The organism is Clostridium sp., from assembly GCF_021372645.1.
Taxonomy (GTDB): Bacteria; Bacillota; Clostridia; order Clostridiales; family Clostridiaceae; genus Clostridium.
The window spans coordinates 1-18,568 of the sequence record NZ_JAJFUC010000028.1 but is presented as its reverse complement, the minus strand read 5'-3'; the positions used below and the strand labels follow the sequence as shown (position 1 = coordinate 18,568).

The following is an 18,568-nucleotide window of genomic DNA, read 5'->3' as shown; positions in this document are numbered from 1 at the left end:
GTATAATCTTTAGTGTGTAATTTGGTTTTTAGCATAAGTAAATTATACAATGAATGTGAGTTCTTTGGAATTCACATTTTTTATATCTAAAAAAATGAGCCGCTACAAAACTAACTATGTTAGTTTTGCAACAGCCCCTAAAATCATACCATAATATTTATTTCCATAAAGATCATACCAAAACACTAAAATCTGATATTTCTATTGTTTTAAAATTTATTCTTAGTAATTTTTTCAACCTTATGGCTGTTTATGATTTCTAAAATAATTTTTTTCAATGATAGAATCAGCAATCTCAAATGTATCTTTTAAATGGTTAAGTTCCTTTTCATCTTTTGGAGTACCCATAATGTCACCAGAATTTAAAATAGCAGCATCTCTTTCTGTATTTACTAATACTCTTCCCATAGAACTATTGTCAAATTCACTTCTATCCATTCCAAGTAAATAAGATATTGTTGGCAAGAAATCTGACTGACCACCTGCTTTAGATATTACTTCTGGCTGTAAGTCTTTAGAGTATATTATATATGGTATTTTTTTATGATTATCTTTCCACCAATCTCCTTCTAAAGGAGAATTTTTTATATCATCTTCATAAAATTTATGAACACCACAATGATCTCCATAAAGCATAATAACAGTATTATCTAATTGATTATTTTTTTCTAATTCTTCTAAGAACTTTCCTATAGCTTCATCAGTATATCTTACACTTTGAAAATATCCACCTAGCATATTTTCATCAAGTTCTTTTGGTAAATTTAAATATTTCTTATTCTCTGGCATTTCAAAAGGTCCATGACTAGTTAATGTAGTCATAAATGCATAAAAAGGCTCATTTTCATTTTTTAATTTTCCTGCTACCTGTTTCAAATAAGATTCATCAGATAATCCTAAGCCTATTATTTCATCTTGATTATACATTCCTATGTCCAATATTTTATCAGCCTCAAAAGATTTATGAAACTCTGCCCAATTCCAACTACCTGGTAGTTCTGCATGAGTAGAAATAGTAGTATATCCTTTACCATTTAATAAGTGTTGCAACGAATTATATTTGTCCCAAGGATAAGAAAAAACAGTTGTATCTTTTCTTATTGGAAATATAGATGTATTTACCAGTAAATCTGCATCTGAGCTTGTACCAGAATTATTTTGTTCATATATATTATCAAAATATAAACTTTTGGATAATAATTTATTTAAATTAGGTGTTATTTCTTGTCCATAGACTTTTTGTTTTATAACAAAATTTTCCAAAGATTCAATTTGTATAGCAATTAGATTTTTTCCCTTAAGCATACCCTTGTACTTATTATCTGGGAGATTTTCTTTATTATCATTAAGCCAGTTTTCTATATCAGTTACTTCATCAGAGGTTAACGTTTTATTTTTATCTTTATAAAAATTTAAATCAAATCCATGATATCCTAAAGGACTCATATCACTAAAAGTTTGAAATGGCGCCCAAGATACTCTAAATAAATTTTGTCCTGATACCATTTGTTTAATATCTATATAGTAATGACCTATGCCTATGGCAAATGCACTTACTAAAAATATTGATATAGCCTTTAATGATCTTAAAAATAATTTTTTTTCACTTTTTTCTTCTTTTATCTTAATAAATTTATAAATTAAAAAAAGCATAATAAAATCAATAAAAAATACTAAATCTGCTACTCTAAAATTAAATAAATTTTTGCCTATTGGATTAAATATTTCATTATGTGCTAAATGTCTAATAGATAAAAAAGTTCCATTAGCACGATAATACCATATGTCTGCTACAAAAATAATTGTAACTAAAATATCTATAATTAGAGAAGCTCTTAACTGCCCCTTTTCTTTAAAGAAAAATATAGGACTAACTATTAATATTATTATAGCTACATGTGCCCATTTTGCAGGAGTTCCAAAATAAATACTACCTAAGTTTATACTTGATGAGTTCGGTGTTCTAAGCATAGATAGTAATATCATTGATTTAAATTGAAGCATCACCACCATAAATACAAATAACCAATTTCTTTGAATACTATTTTTTAACCTTTTTTTCATTTTTGTTCTCCATTAATTCTTTATTTTTCTTGCCTTCCTATATTGTAACTCAAACTTTGGTTTTAACCAAGAGGATTTTCTCTTGGCTAAAACACATTATTTTAGGGCAATGTTGTATTGTTATTTTTTTCTTGGATCTTTAATCTTTGTGCTTTATATAAAAATTTAAAATGAAGCTGATTTAAGACACTGTACTCTAAAATTAATATAAAAAACCTAAAGTAGAAATTTGCTTAAAATCTGTTTTTCTACTTTAGGCTAAAACTTATTAATAATACTTATAAAATACTCTTAATTATTATTGCTTTGGAAAGTAGCTTTTAAGGATTAACTACTAAGAACCCACACCTTATTACAATCTCTATAGAAAAAATTTATTAACTATAAAATCTAAAGGTTATAACTACTTATCATTTCTTTCACATATTCTTTATATGTTCTAATATTTTTAGATCATACAGGCTAAAAAAGAGTTATAAGAAAATCTTATAACTCTTAAAATAATCAAAACTATCTTCTGTTATTTTGTTGTTTTCTAGCTCTTCTGCAATCTGAACATCTTACTGGTTCATTATCGAATCCTTTTTCTTTGTAGAATTCTTGTTCTCCAGTTGTGAAAACAAATTCATTTCCACAATCTTTACATACTAAAGTTTTATCTTCCATATTAAATTCCTCCTTTTAAATTAAAGATTAATATCGATTCATATAATTCTCTAAAAGGAGAAATGTACATCTCTATTAAAAACCTTTTTTTATTGTAATATTTATTATAACAGCTTTTCTTTTAAATATCAACATTTTTATTTTATATATTATCATATCTTTCATATATCTTGTTTAAATTGCACTTCATATCCTGAAATCAGTAACTTTACAACACGAATATATATGGTTTAGGATTAGGATAAAACCCTTACAAACATGGATAAATTCCGCCTAAATTTTTCATAGCATCAATTCCTTCTTCTTTTACATCATCATATAATTTTTAAAACCCATATTCATCCTTTTCTATCTTTCCATCTAATTCATTAAGATTATCTTTAAAATAATCACAAATTTCAATTTATGCATATAATTATCTCTACTATAACTATATGCATCTACAATACCTATTTACATATATATACCACATGAGGTTACGAAAATATAATATTTCATAGAAATTCTTATATTTTGCATTGACTTATTTCTAATTTCATTACATAATTATGTATAAAATAACAAGTAGATAACTTAGATAGAGGTGCGAAACTTAAGAGTAATATTATGGAGGTAAGCTCAATGAAGTAATATGAATAGAACCTTCGCCGAAGTAAATAGCTAATTACTTTGATGCTGTTTACTGGGCTTATGTAAAATATGCATAAGACTGTTACAAATTATTTTGTGGAGAGCTATTTTCAATGAAAATATACGGCATTTCTTATATTTATTTAAATATGAGTTTTCGTATTTATGTCATGAATAAGCTTTCATGGCATTTTTTTATTGTTCAAATCTTTATCCCATAGCTTAGTACCACTAATACATCAAACTATTTATGTTGGTTACAGGTGTACTTAAGCTCCTGGATAAGTTCAGCTAAGATTCAAATGTAGACAAGCCATATTTGAATCAAGTTTCACTTTATATTATCTTAGTTAGTTACTCAGGCACAATTAAAAAAATACTAGACCAGTATGCTTGTCTAGTTGGTGTCATATTTCATCGGTAAGTTCCGCTAATGGCCACTATGAATAAATCTTACCACCTTATCTGACACCAAATATACTTTGCATCTTTGTCCTATTATTTTCTTTTATGTGCCTTATGGAATTTTAAAACCATAAGGAGGATAAATAAAATGATTGAAGAAAAAAACGAATTAAAAAGAGGTTTAAAAGCAAGGCACTTAAACATGATAGCTTTAGGTGGTTCCATTGGTACAGGCATATTTCTTGCAATGGGAGATACCTTAAATCAAGCTGGACCTGGAGGTGCATTAGTAGCTTATGGATTAGTAGGTATTATGGTGTATTTTTTAATAACTAGTTTGGGTGAAATGGCAACTTATATGCCAATATCCGGTTCATTCAGCACATATGCTAATAAATTTATTGATCCAGCACTTGGATTTGCTCTTGGCTGGAACTATTGGTATAACTGGGCTATAACAATAGCTGCTGAAATGGTTGCAGGATCTTTAATTATGAAGTATTGGTTTCCTAATATAAGTGGATTCTTCTGGAGTATATTATTTTTAGCAATAATAGTAGGATTAAATATTTTATCATCAAAAGCCTACGGTGAATCAGAATACTGGTTTGCTGGGATTAAAGTAGTTACAGTTATTGTATTTTTAATAATTGGTATTTTAATAATTTTAGGTATAATGGGTGGAGATACAATAGGATTTCACAACTACACTGTAGATGGTGGACCATTTAATGGAGGTATTAAGTCTATATTTGCTATATTCTTAATTGCAGGTTTCTCATTTCAAGGAACTGAGCTTATAGGAGTTGCTGCTGGCGAAAGCGAAAATCCTGAAAAAACTATACCCAAAGCTATAAAGTCAATATTTTGGAGAATAATGATATTTTACTTAGGTACAATAATTATCTTAGGGGCTATAATACCATTTACAGAAGCCGGAGTTTCAACAAGTCCATTTACCATGGTATTTGAAAGAGCTGGAATCGCAGGAGCTGCTTCATTGATGAATGCAATTATATTAACTTCTGTATTATCTGCTGGTAACTCTGGTATGTATGCATCAAGCAGAATGTTATTTTCAATGGCTAAAGAAGGGATGGCTCCTAAAATATTTGCTAAGACTAATAAAAGAGGTGTACCTGTAAATGCTGTAATTGCAACTACTATAATTGCTTCAGCTTGCTTTTTAACTGGTATGTTTGCAGAAAGTACAGTTTATGTTTGGCTAGTTGCTGCATCTGGTCTTGCTGGATTTATAGCTTGGGTAGGTATAGCACTATGTCACTATAGATTTAGAAAAGCATTTACTTACCAAGGTAAAAATTTAAAAGATTTAAAATACAAAGCTATATTATATCCCTTTGGACCTATATTAGCATTATTAATGTGCATAATTATAATTCTTGGTCAAGGATACTCATGTATAAAACCAGAGGGAATTGATTGGCAAGGATTAATTGCTTCCTATATAGGAATTCCACTCTTTGTTGTCTTGTATATATGGTATAAAATCAAGCATAAAACTAAAGTTATTCCTTTGGATAAAGTTGATTTAAATTTTTCTGAAAATGATATATAGAAAATTACCTAAAAAACATATTTTTTAGGTAATTAAAAGAAGAGTATCCCAAAATGATTTTCTAATCGTTTGAGGATACTCTTCTTTTCAGCTATTTTTCTATAAATTATTCATTAATTATATAAGGGACAGTTATAATTATTACATTTCTCATTTTCAATATAGATCTTCTTAAAAATATAGATGTTTGATTGTGAAGAGCTTGATGCCACCATTTATGTATAATAAATTGAGGCATTACTATTGTAATTACTTCATGGGTTTTCAAATTTTTATGTTTTTCTTCTACATAAGCAAGTAATTTATCACTAATATTTCTATATGGTGCATTTTCTATTACTAGTTGTACATTTATTCCTAATTTATCAAATTTTTCTATCATTTTTTTTGTTACTTCATCATCTGTACTTACATGATAAACTTCTATATTATCTCCAATTGTTAAAGCATAATTTAAGCTTTTTATGAATGATTTGTTTATTGTTTGTACTGGAACAATAACATGCTTAGTTATAGCTTCTCTTACAATTAAATTTTCTAATCCTGTTTCAATTTTCAAATTTTCTCTTACTTTAGTATAATGTCTTCTCACTCTTAACATTCCTGTTACAAGTATTGGTATACATATAAACACAATCCATGCTCCATGTGTAAATTTTTCTACTCCTATAATTATACATGTTACTGCTGTAACAATTGCCCCTAAGCCATTTATAAAAGCTTTATGTCTCCATCTACCTTCCTTACCTTTTATCCATTTTTTAAACATTCCAAATTGTGATAATGTAAATGATATAAAAACTCCCACTGCATATAATGATAGAAGCATATGTGTACTACCATCAGCTATGTAAACTAAAAGTGAAGATACTAAAAATAATAATACTATACCATTAGAAAAACTTAATCTTGTTCCTCTATTACCAAGTTGTCTTGGAACATATCCATCCTTAGCCAATATTGATAATAATAAAGGTAAATCTGAAAATGCAGTATTAGCTGCAAGAGTAAGAATAATAGCTGTTGTAGCTTGTATAATAAAGAACATAAAACTATTTTGTCCAAAAATTTGCATTGCTATTTGCGCTATTACTGTAACATCTTCACCTGGCACTGCTTTATACATTGTAGAAAGGTATGATATACCTCCAAATATTGTAAAAACAATACAAGCCAATGTACCTAATACTATTTTTGCATTTTTTTGAGCTGGAGCTTTGAAGTTTGGTATTCCATCACTTACCGCCTCAATACCAGTTAGTGCCGTACACCCAGAAGAGAAAGCCTTTAAAAATAGTAATAAAGTTAAATCACCTGTAGCTTCTTTTATAGTGTATACTGGCACTGGAGTTTCCTTTAACACTAATACTTTAAATATTCCTGTTCCTATCATTATTATTATTGATAAAATAAATAAATATGTTGGAATTCCAAATAATTTAGATGAATCTCTTATTCCCCTTAGATTTCCTAATGTTATTAATCCTATTACAAAAATGGCTATTATCGCTTGGTATGGCAATAATGCTGGAAATGCAGATGTTATTGCAGCTGCCCCAGCACAAGTACTAACTGCAACTGTTAATAAATAGTCTATTATTAACGATGATGCAGCTACTAATCCTGGTAACTTTCCTATATTTTGACTTGCAACAATATATGATCCTCCTCCATGTGGAAAATTATCAATTATTTGTCTGTATGAAAATATTATAATACCTAACAATAGTGTAATTGATATTACTATTTCTACCATTGATCCATATGCACGCATTCCTAGCACTGGTATAAGAACCAATAATATTTCTTCACTAGCATAAGCTACTGATGAAATAGCATCACTTGATAATATAGGTAATCCCCAAAGAACACTAAATTTTTCTTCTGCTAATTCTGTTGTCTTAAGAGCTCTTCCAATCAATAGTGATTGAATTTTTTTAAACATATTTATTCCTCCATATTATTTTAAGACTAACTACATATTATTAAATCATTATATAACAATTGTATTAAAGGTTTATAATTACCTTTTATTATATGTCATTATAACAATAGATATTATATATTCATTAATATCTATTGTAAATATCATTATTTGTCATTAATACGTTTTCACAAAGATTTATTCTTCGACATTTTTCTTTATTATAATTAGTATATCAGATTGACCTTATTTTTAAACATTTTCCAAAAAATAGATAAAACCTTTAGGCATATTTAAAATTTAAATAATACTTAAAGGTTTTATTGGCAAGCCTTCTAATAAGTTATAACTAGACCCAGCTATAATGTTTGATGCCTTATTTATGCTTTTATTATTAATTTAGGAACATTTCAATATCATCTTCAACATTTGTTATTCCACCAATGCCAAAGTTTTCTACTAAAATATTAACTACATTTGGTGAAAGGAATGCTGGAAGTGTTGGTCCTAAGTGAATATTCTTTATTCCTAAGTGTAATAAAGATAAAAGAACTATTACTGCTTTTTGTTCGTACCATGCAATATTAAATGCTATTGGTAATTCATTTATATCATCAAGTTTAAATACCTCTTTAAGTTTTAATGCAATTACTGCTAATGAATAAGAATCATTACATTGTCCTGCATCTAAAACTCTAGGAATTCCACCGATATCTCCTAATTCTAATTTGTTGTATTTATATTTTGCACAACCAGCCGTTAATATAACAGCATTCTTTGGAAGAGCTTTAGCAAAATCTGTGTAGTATGATCTAGCTTTTTGTCTACCATCACATCCTGCCATAACAAAAAATTTCTTTATTGCTCCAGTTTTTACTGCTTCAACTATTTTATCAGCAAGTGCTAATACTTGATTATGAGCAAATCCGCCAATGATTTCTCCTTCTTCAATTTGAGTAGGTTGTGGACATTTTTTAGCTTGTTCAATAATTATTGAGAAATCTTTCTTTCCATTTTCATCAGCTGCAATATGAGTACATCCTTCATATCCTGATGAACCTGTAGTATATAATCTACTCTTATAACTATCTCTTGGTGGAACTATACAATTAGTAGTCATAAGTATTGGTCCATTAAAGCTTTCAAATTCTTCTGGTTGTTTCCACCATGCATTTCCGTAGTTACCAACTAAGTGTGAATACTTCTTTAAGTTTGGATAATAGTGAGCTGGTAGCATTTCAGAGTGAGTATAAACATCTACTCCTGTTCCTTCTGTTTGAATTAATAATTGTTCTAAATCCTTTAAATCATGACCTGAAATTAATATTCCTGGTTTTGTTCCTACTCCAATATTAACCTTAGTTATTTCTGGATTACCATAAGTATCAGTATTAGCTTTATCTAATAAGGCCATTCCATCAACACCAAATTTTCCTATTTCTAAAGTTAATCCTATATATTCATCTATTGTTACATTATTATCAGCAGTTAATGATAATGCTTTTTGCATGAAAGCACATATTGCTTCATCTTCATATCCTAAAACATTTGCATGTTTCATATATGCAGATAATCCTTTTAATCCATAAGTAATAAGTTCTCTTAAACTTCTAATATCTTCATTTTCAGTAGCTAATACTCCAACTGACCCTGCTTTAGCTTCCATTTCTTCTCTGCTTTCAGTCTTCCATAAAGCAGCTGAACTTAAAGATTCTTTATTGCTTAATTTTGCTAGTAATTCTTCTTTTATTCTTAAAGTTTCTTTTACTCTGCCATAAAATACTTCTTTATCAAAATTAGCATTAGTTATAGTAGTGAAAAGATTCATTGTTACTGTAGTATTTATAGCTTGTGATACAATTAGACCTTCTCCTCTAGCTTTTGTTGCTACTTCTGATAAACCTCTAGTTGCATATATTAATAAGTCTTGCATTTTTGCAAGGTCTGGGGTTTTACCACAAACACCTTTTACAGTACAGCCTGTACACATTGCTGCTTCTTGACATTGAAAACAAAACATTTTATTATCCATAATTATAATCTCCTTCACACATTTATTTTTTTATTTAATAAATTTTTTCAATTATTTCCTGGATATCTTTTCTTCAATTACCTTACAAACTTATTCTACATTTAAATAAAAAAATAATCTGTAACACCTGTTACAAATTATTTTGTCTATACAATAATATTTATTTCGATACTTAGATAGTGACAGTCCCGTATGTTTTTAAACGTTCTCTAAAAATATGCAGTATCATTAAAACCAACTCTATCCACAATCTCTGAAATTGGAATTAATTAAATAATTCTTCTTCTAATTCTTTAATTTTTAAAATCTTAATTACATTTCTATCAAATTTAATATAATTTAAATCTCTAAGATTCATTAATTCTCTCGATAGAGATGGTCTAGGAATTCCCATTGAAGATGCAATTTCTTCCTTATTTTCTTTTAAGTTTATTGTTTCACTTTTTTGCATCTTTGCTTGTTCTAATATAAAGTTAATTACTTTATGCTTAATACTTTTGAAGGCTATACTTTTTATTTTAGAATTTAACATCAATATCTTATTACTTAATGCAGATATAAAATTTCCTAGTACTCTTTCATCCATTGTACATAGTTTCAATATGTCTGCTTTGCCTATATAAAGTATGCTACATTCACTAAAAGCTACAACAGTCGATGCATATTTAGATCTATTTGAAAAAATTAAAGCTTCACCAAATACATCTCCATTACTTAATCGCTTTAAAGTAATCTGTTTTCCACTCTGATATATTCTTTGAATCTCTATTGTTCCATCTAAAACAAATCCTAAACTATTGCACTCATCTTCTTCATTTGCTATGACTTCACCCTTTTTATATGCTTTCACTGAATATCCAATATTAGAGATTAGCTTTTCAATTTCTTCATTATTAAGGTTATCAAAAAATTCATTTCCTTGTAATTTATTAATTACTTCTTTCATACCAAGTCTCTCCTCCGCTAAAATAAATCAAAGGATTTTTTTGAGATTTCCTATTTCCTATTCTAAAATTATTAATAATTCATCTAAAATTTTTTTCAATTCAATAACTTTTTCTATTGGCATGTTTATCTTACATGCCATTTTATGTGGCACTTCTGTTACATTATCCTTTAAAAGCCTTCCATGCTCTGTTAGTTCAACTATTACCAATCTATCATCATTTACATCTCTATACCTTTTTATTAATCCCATGCTTTCTATCTTCTTTAATAATGGAGTTAATGTCCCTGAATCTAAGTGCAATCTTTTACCTATATCTTTAACTGTGCTTTTTTCATCTTCCCATAATACAAGCATTGCAATATACTGCGTATATGTAAGATTAAACTTATCAAGAAAAGGCTTATATAATTTTATTATTTCTCTTGATGCTGCATATAAAGAAAAACAAACTTGATTATCTAATTTAATACTCTCATATTTATTCATAATTTTTTCTCCTATATCCACTCTGATTTATACAAGGCATATTTCAGAAACTTACAAATCAATATACCAGTCTATTTTGCGTCATACTACACCGTGATGTTCATCTAATAGTCCGCTATTAAATAAACATCATGCCTTGTCTGGGGTAAAATAAACATCGTTCTTTAACTCGTTATTTCTTTCATCTGCCTAAAGATAAATTACTTTTTACAAATGGAATCAACATAACTCACTGCTGATAATGCTGCTATGTTGCCTTCTCCAGCTGCTTTTATATATTGATATGGTTTTCCAACAACATCACCTGCTGCAAAGCATCCATTTATATTTGTTTTCATTAATCTATCTACTTCGATATGATTATCTACTATTTTAAGTCCTGGTACCAATTGTCCAGGAGAAATGCTATCTCTTAATATAAAAATACCATCTGTATCAATCTCTGAATTCTTAAGTTTCAGCTTACTCACCGTATCTTCTCCTATGATTTCAATTGGAATATCATTTATGATTTCGATAGAAGAATTTACTTCAACCTCTTCTTTATACATAGGAATATAATAAACTTTAGATGCTATGGTTCCAATGAAATTAGCCTCTTCCTCTTCATGTCTATTATACGCTATTATTGTAACAACTTTATTTTTATATAAAGGCGCATCACAAGTTGCACAATATCCTACACCTTTTCCAAGCAATCTTTCTTCCCCTTCAAATAATTTTCCATATTCAACTCCTGTAGCTAATATTACAGAAGTAGCTTCATACATTTTTTCATTTACCATTAAGCCAAAATAATCACCCATTGCGTATATATTATTAATTTTTTCTTCTGTTATTGTTATATCCATTTCATTTAAGTGATTGCTAAACTCCTCTTGTAACTCTTTTCCACTTTTTCTGTAAAATCCTAAATAATTATTTATTTCATGAGCTTTTGTAAGCCTGCTAGTAAGTTCTCTGTTACCAAACATTATAAAGTTTTTCTTTCTTATTTTTGCATTTAATGCAGCTGATAAGCCTGCAGGACCACTTCCTATTATTGCAATATCATATCTTTCACTCATATTAAAATCCTCCATCATTTTATTTCAGGTAACTTAAATATATATTATAATATGAATTCTTACTTAAAAATCTTATTATTATTTTCTATTTTCATATATATTCTTTTCTACTATGCATATATATGATAATTTAATAATTCAAATCTCTACATACACAACTTGTTATTTGACTTTAGACATAATCAAAAAGAATTTTATGTTTACAAAAATTAAATTGTATTAAATGTATATTGTTATAATAAAAACATAGCACTAATATATCTATGTACTATGTTTTTATATGTTAATGAAAATATATTATAAATTAGCTTCAATTGCTTTTTGAATTTTTTCTTTTGGTAAAAACCCTACAAGTTGTTCTGCTTTTTGGCCATCTTTAAAAATGACCATTGTTGGTACACTTGAAATTTGAAATTCATTTGCTAAATCTAAACTTTGATCTATATCAACTTTTATGAACTTAGCCTTTTCTTTCATATCACTTGATAATCCTTCAAGTACTGGAGCTAACATTTTACAAGGTCCACACCAGTTTGCAAAGAAATCTACAACTGTAATTCCACTCTCTATTTCACTTTTGAATTCATTGCTATTTACTATTTTCATATTTCATTCCTCCACTTTATCTACAATTAAAATAATTAAAGTTTATTTCTTTAATTATTTTAAGCTTTTTCTGTATTTATATACATATATTTTAATTAAATTTACTAAAATTAAATTTAATTCAATTCATTTATATTGCTATTGTATGTTGTATAATATTTATTGTCAATATGTCTTATTATTATTTTATTATAATTTTAAACTCATCAAGGCTTATCTTATATTCTGTAAGTATCTCTATAACAGTATCCCTAAAAGAGTTTTGAGCTAAATTATTCAAACCATTTTGAATTTCAATAGACATAGTTAGTAACGCTTTAATATCACTAAACTTAATCATCTGATAAAATTCTTTATCTTACCTATTACTAAGTTCAATAAATTCTTTTATATCCTCTTCAATTGTCTTTAAAGAATTCTTCCAAAATTCCTTATCATTTATATCTATTCCCATAACATTTACTACATCTGCTATTTTATTTTTTCCTGTAATTGAAAGAAACTTTTCATAATCTTTAGCAAAAGCTTGCCCTTTCTTAAGGTATTCAGCATATAACCCTTTTGCAAATAATAATCCAAATGCATATGGAAAATTATAATAATTATACTCTGCATCATAGTAATGAGGCTTCCAAGTCCACATATATGGGTGTAAAAAATTAGGATCTAAACCATCTCCATAAGCTTCTCTTTGAGCATTTAGCATAAGTTCTTTTATTTCTTCAACACTTAAAGAGCTTTCTTTTCTTGCTTCAAAAAAGGACTTTTCAAATAAAAATCTGGAATAGATATCAACAATTACTTGAGTACAATCACTAATTTCAGTTTCAAGAATAGCTAATGCTTCATCCTTAGTTGCTTCTTTTATTGCAGCCTTCTTAATTATTGTTTCACAAAAAGTAGATGCTGTTTCTGCTATTGGCATTGGATAATCTGAATTTAATGTAGTTTCATCATTTAAACATTCTCCATGAAAACCGTGGCCTAATTCATGAGCAAGTGTTACTACATCGCCAAAATTATCTCCATAATTTAATAATATTCTGCTCTCTCCAATAAAATGTATATTTTCGCAGAAAGCTCCACCAACTTTGCCTTCTCTCGGTTTAACATCTATCCAATTATTATTTATTGCCTTTTTAGCGAAATCTCCTAAATGATCACTGAATGTTCTAAAGTTCTTTTCCACAAACTTAGTCCCTTCTTCATAAGAAAATTTCATATCAGCTTCACAAACAGGTGCATATAAATCATAAAATGGTAAACCATTCTTATGACCTAGCATCTCCCCTTTTCTTCTTAAATACTTTCTAAATACAGGAAGACTTTCTTTCATAGCTGAAAACATTGCTTCTAATGATTCTTCATTCATTCTTGAATCTATAAGTGTCTTATCTAAAGGTGACTCATATCCTCTAAAATCACAAACAGTTAAAACTTCACCTTTTATAGAATTCAGTGCTGCTGCCACTCCTTCTTCTACTTTCTTATACGATGCTATTTCTGCCTCATAAGCTTTCTTTCTTAACTTAGCATCCTTATCATATGCCATATTTAAAACTATAGTTAAAGGTACTTCTTTAATTTCATTATCTTCTTCAATTTCAACTTTTAATGTGGAGATTAAATTATCTTTAAGTTTAATCCAAGCATTGGAACCCGTATTTTTCATATTAGCTATTATATTTTCTTCTTTATCACTAAGCAAATACTTACTTTGTTCAATAATAGTCTTTAATATAAACTCGTGTTCTTTAAGTAGTTCAGATTTATTTATAATATCATCTATCTCTTCTAAACTACTAATATATCTTTCAAGCTTAGCTGAACTCTCTACTAAATTTGTTAATTTCTTTTCTAAAATATCTGAATACTTTAATGCTTCTTTATCTTTTGTATTTACACTTAAACTAAGGTTTATAAAAATGCTAAGTTTACTAGATAAGTTTGTAACTGTTGTAAATTTATTTATATACTCTTCTAACTTCTTAACTAAATTTTCTTTATCTTTCACAATATCGGTTGCCCATATATTAATATTTTCTATAACCTGCGTGAGATTCTCTAAATCCTTCTTAAACTCATCAGTATCAAATGCTGAATATATTTCCTTTAGACTCCAATTTAATTCCATATTAATTCCTCCTAAAATAATTTGACTTTCTTTGCTATTTTGTCTTAACCTTTATTTTATAATTCTTTATTTTATAATTCATTATTTTATATTCCAGATGAATTTAGTTGAACTTATCTCCTAAATGAACAAAATAGGCTATCATACTGACTTTACATTTTCTTTAATATGCATTATATTCCAATATTAATTATAGTACATCATAACTTTTTTTCCACATATTATTTTAGTTATGACAACAAATAGAGGCAATACCTCAACAGCCTAAGCTATGAAATAGAAATAAAATTTTTAATTTAACCAATTAATTTTAAAACAACCTCTTAATATTAAATTTTGTTAACAAAAAATAAAACTAGAAGTTAAACACTTACAACAATTGTTTAACTTCTAGTTTGGTTAATTATTATTTTAATCTATTAAAGAAGGTCTATATATAATTCAAATTAATTATTATTATTTAAGTTACACTTAAGCCTAACCCTCGAATGCTTGTGATAAATCATAGATTATATCATCAATGTGTTCTGTTCCGATAGAAAGACGAATTGTATTTGGTTTGATTCCTGATTCTAATAATTCAGTTTCATTCATTTGTGAATGAGTTGTGCTTGCTGGATGAATTACTAATGACTTAACATCAGCTACATTGGCAAGTAAAGAGAATATTTCTAATCTATCTATAAATGCCTTAGCATCTTCTGCATTACCTTTAATTTCAAATGTAAATATAGAACCTGCACCATTTGGAAAATACTTATTGTATAACGCATTATACTTACTATCTGGTAATGATGGATGATTAACACTCTCAACTTGTGGATGAGATTTTAAGAAATCTATTACCTTTATAGTGTTTTCAATATGGCGTTCTACCCTAAGCGAAAGAGTTTCTAATCCTTGTAAGAATAAAAATGAATTAAATGGACTTATACAAGCTCCAGTATCTCTAAGTAATGTTGTACGAATTCTAGTTATATAAGCTGCTTTTCCTGCTGCTTCAGTAAATTTTACACCGTGATAACTTGGATCTGGTTCACTTAAGCAAGAGAATTTTCCGGATCCTGCCCAATCAAAATTACCTGAGTCTATAATTACACCACCTATTGATGTACCATGTCCACCTATAAATTTAGTTGCAGAATGTACAACAACATCAGCTCCATGTTCTATTGGTCTAAGTAAATAAGGTGTTGCAAAAGTATTATCCACAATTAACGGAATATTATGTTTATGTGCAATTGCTGCAACTTTATCAATATCTATAAGACTAGAATTAGGATTTCCAAGTGTTTCAATAAAAATTGCTTTTGTATTTTCTTTAATCGCATTTTCAAAACTACCTTCTTCATCTGCATCTACAAAAGTTGTTGTTACTCCAAAATCAGGCAATGTATGTGCTAATAAATTATATGATCCCCCATATATAGTTTTAGCTGAAACTATATGATCACCAGCACGTGCAATATTTTGAATAGCATAAGTAATTGCTGCTGCTCCTGATGCAGTTGCTAAAGCTGCTATTCCACTTTCTAATGCTGCAATACGTTGTTCAAAAGCATCTTGAGTTGGATTCATTAAACGTCCGTAGATATTTCCACCTTCAGTTAATCCAAATCTTCCTGCTGCTTGAGCTGAATCTTTAAATACATAAGATGATGTTTGATAAATTGCAACTGCTCTTGCATCTGTTGCTGAATCAGGTTTTTCTTGCCCCACATGAAGTTGAAGTGTTTCAAATTTTAAATTTCTTTCTTTGTTGCCCATAATTTTTTGCCCCCATTTATTTATATTTTTTATTTTTATCAATTCGTATATATATGATAGATTTACTATGATATGATAATACTCCTATTCTTTCTAATTGTCAATAAACAAAATTCATATTTTTTTATTCTCCTTTACTTAAAAATAAACCCATCTAATAATATTTCTATCATTAAATAGGCTTATTCATAAAATAATACACAACCAATATTTTTCTTTCCAGACAGCTAGCCAGCCACTAATTTTATTCATTTAAATATACTAACTCACCATTAAAATAAGTTCTCTCAACATTAATATCGTGTATCTCTAATGGTTCTGTAGTAAATATATTTTTATCTAATATTATGAAATCTGCTTTTTTCCCAATTTCTAGACTCCCTACTTCTTTTTCTTTACCTAATACATAAGCTGCATCTATCGTAAACGCTTTGACAGCTTCTAGTGCTGATATTCGCTCACTAGGGTTTAATCTATATCGTGTATCATTCATATCTACTCTTTCAGGATATTTTGAGGGAATAAAATCATATAAATTACGTATTATCGCACATTCTATAGCATTTAATGGATTAGGTTCTTCTGGCACTTCATGGTCTGAAGATCCTGCTGTAACAATCCCTTCATCAATTAACGATTTAACTGGATATTCTCTATGTGCTCTTTCTTCTCCTATAGCTAGCACTTCATTTTTGCTTGAGTTTACATTCTTATAAAACCAAAATGGTTGTATTATAGCATTTATATTTAGAAGTTTCATTCTTCTTATATAATATTTAGATATTAAATCTATAGGAGTTAATGAATTTCTATAGCTGTTTCTTATATTATTATTAGCAGAGTATTCTATTCCATCAATTGCAAGCTTACAAGCCAAATCTCCTACAGCATGAATGCAGACATTAAAATCTAGTCTGTTTGCCATCTTTATTGCCTCTTTAAATTCAAGCATATCCCACCTAAAGATTCCATTGGTTTTAATAGATTTTTTGTCTATGATTCCATAAGGCTTAACCAAATAAGCTGTTTCCATTTCTATAATTCCATCTGCAAAGAACTTTGCTATTGATATATCGAATAAATCTGTTTTATACAATATTCTATTTCTTTTTAATTGATGTATTTGTTCACATATAGTTCTTTTGCATACATCATATGGCATAATAGTGACCCCATAACTTACCCTTAATTTAAACTTATTAGTTATTTCAAGTCTTCTATAAAGCTCCAATGGCATTTCTAATTTTTCCTCACCAATTAGACCTATTGTTGTTATTCCATATGAATGCAATATATTTTGATGCTTTATAAATCTACTTAAGTATTCTTTATCTTTGTAATTCTTAGCATTATCTATGTTAACTAATCTTGTAGCATTTTCTTTTAATGTACCCCATAGTTCTCCTTGTTCATCTAATTCGATTTTACCTCCAACCGGAACTTTAGTATGTTTAGTTATTTTAAAATACTCAAATGCTTCATTATTTAACCATAAGGCATGACTATCACAATCCTTTAATACTATTGGCTTATCAGTTTTTATCTTCTCAAGCCACTTCTTATGAGGTCCCTTAAACACTTCCGTATATCTATTAGAATCATTCTCTGCTCCTTCAAAATTAGAACTTTTCCACCCTACGCCATAAATTATCTTTTCTTCTGGATGAGAATCAACATAGCTTTGAATTAATTTTAGATATTGCCAAGGATTACTTGCATCATATAAAGATAGTCCATCCTTTTTTATCATCATTCTTTCTGATATATGACAATGAGCATCAATAAATCCTGGTAACACTATTCTAAATTTCAAATCAACTATTTCTGTTTTATCAGTAGCATAGTTACTTACTTCTTCATTACTTCCTAAAGCCATTATGCTTCCATCTTTAATAGCCATTGATTCATACACACTACACTTGCCGTTAATACTATATATAACTCCATTAACAAAAATCTTATCAGTATTATCAGAAGAATTTTTATTTAACTTCATCATTAAGTTACCCCCCCCCTCTTATTTTACAATAAATTCCAAGTCTACTTTATTATATTCATAAGACTTAAATTTATGAAAACCCTTGAATAGATATAGTTAATAAAAATTTTTACTATATCTTAGGTAATTGCGAAACTCATTTATAAAACTGAATAAAAATTGATTAGAAATTGCAAAAACATCATTAATTGATGGAAAAGTTGCTTTTATACAATTCCAATGGTTTTATTAGCTAAAAAAGGGCGCACAAAATAAAGCAA

At 28.1% G+C, this 18,568-nt stretch carries 13 protein-coding genes and 1 riboswitch; of the genes, 1 reads left to right on the top strand and 12 read right to left on the bottom strand.

What is annotated here, in order from left to right; genetic code table 11:
- Positions 1–240: 240 nt before the first annotated feature.
- On the bottom strand, positions 241–2,064 hold the full coding sequence (locus LLF98_RS04470; protein WP_291701271.1) for an LTA synthase family protein: 1,824 nt from the start codon (positions 2,062–2,064) through the stop codon (positions 241–243).
- 510 nt (positions 2,065–2,574) lie between these two features.
- Complete coding sequence (locus LLF98_RS04465; RefSeq protein ID WP_291701270.1) at positions 2,575–2,730, bottom strand: zinc-ribbon domain-containing protein; 156 nt, start codon at positions 2,728–2,730, stop codon at positions 2,575–2,577.
- A gap of 570 nt (positions 2,731–3,300) precedes the next feature.
- Positions 3,301–3,475: riboswitch (Lysine riboswitch) on the top strand.
- A gap of 438 nt (positions 3,476–3,913) precedes the next feature.
- On the opposite strand from LLF98_RS04465, the gene LLF98_RS04460 reads away from it, so the two are divergent.
- Positions 3,914–5,344: an amino acid permease gene (locus tag LLF98_RS04460; RefSeq protein WP_291701268.1), complete on the top strand. Its 1,431-nt coding sequence runs from the start codon at positions 3,914–3,916 to the stop codon at positions 5,342–5,344.
- Between the two features lie 106 nt (positions 5,345–5,450).
- Here LLF98_RS04460 and LLF98_RS04455 read toward each other — a convergent pair whose 3' ends face one another.
- From LLF98_RS04455 to LLF98_RS04410, 10 genes are all read right to left on the bottom strand, one after another.
- Positions 5,451–7,289, bottom strand: coding sequence for an APC family permease (locus tag LLF98_RS04455; RefSeq protein WP_291701266.1), 1,839 nt, complete (start codon positions 7,287–7,289; stop codon positions 5,451–5,453).
- A 373-nt stretch (positions 7,290–7,662) separates the two neighbouring features.
- Positions 7,663–9,300, bottom strand: coding sequence for a hydroxylamine reductase (hcp, locus tag LLF98_RS04450; protein WP_291701264.1), 1,638 nt, complete (start codon positions 9,298–9,300; stop codon positions 7,663–7,665).
- A gap of 265 nt (positions 9,301–9,565) precedes the next feature.
- Positions 9,566–10,246, bottom strand: coding sequence for a Crp/Fnr family transcriptional regulator (locus LLF98_RS04445; protein ID WP_291701262.1), 681 nt, complete (start codon positions 10,244–10,246; stop codon positions 9,566–9,568).
- A 57-nt stretch (positions 10,247–10,303) separates the two neighbouring features.
- Positions 10,304–10,735 carry a MarR family transcriptional regulator gene (locus tag LLF98_RS04440; protein WP_291701260.1) on the bottom strand — a complete coding sequence of 144 codons (432 nt, stop codon included), beginning with the start codon at positions 10,733–10,735 and terminating at the stop codon, positions 10,304–10,306.
- Positions 10,736–10,935: 200 nt separating this feature from the next.
- Positions 10,936–11,802 carry an NAD(P)/FAD-dependent oxidoreductase gene (locus LLF98_RS04435; protein WP_291701258.1) on the bottom strand — a complete coding sequence of 289 codons (867 nt, stop codon included), beginning with the start codon at positions 11,800–11,802 and terminating at the stop codon, positions 10,936–10,938.
- A 297-nt stretch (positions 11,803–12,099) separates the two neighbouring features.
- On the bottom strand, positions 12,100–12,408 hold the full coding sequence (gene trxA / locus LLF98_RS04430) for a thioredoxin (protein ID WP_291701256.1): 309 nt from the start codon (positions 12,406–12,408) through the stop codon (positions 12,100–12,102).
- 181 nt (positions 12,409–12,589) lie between these two features.
- Complete coding sequence (locus LLF98_RS04425; RefSeq protein ID WP_291701254.1) at positions 12,590–12,748, bottom strand: hypothetical protein; 159 nt, start codon at positions 12,746–12,748, stop codon at positions 12,590–12,592.
- 18 nt (positions 12,749–12,766) lie between these two features.
- Positions 12,767–14,542: a M3 family oligoendopeptidase gene (locus LLF98_RS04420; protein WP_291701252.1), complete on the bottom strand. Its 1,776-nt coding sequence runs from the start codon at positions 14,540–14,542 to the stop codon at positions 12,767–12,769.
- A 477-nt stretch (positions 14,543–15,019) separates the two neighbouring features.
- Positions 15,020–16,309, bottom strand: a complete 1,290-nt coding sequence (locus LLF98_RS04415; protein WP_291701250.1) for an O-acetylhomoserine aminocarboxypropyltransferase/cysteine synthase family protein — start codon at positions 16,307–16,309, stop codon at positions 15,020–15,022.
- A 244-nt stretch (positions 16,310–16,553) separates the two neighbouring features.
- Entirely contained in the window at positions 16,554–18,308 is a 1,755-nt protein-coding gene (locus tag LLF98_RS04410; protein WP_291701248.1) for an amidohydrolase, read from the bottom strand.
- Positions 18,309–18,568 lie beyond the last annotated feature (260 nt).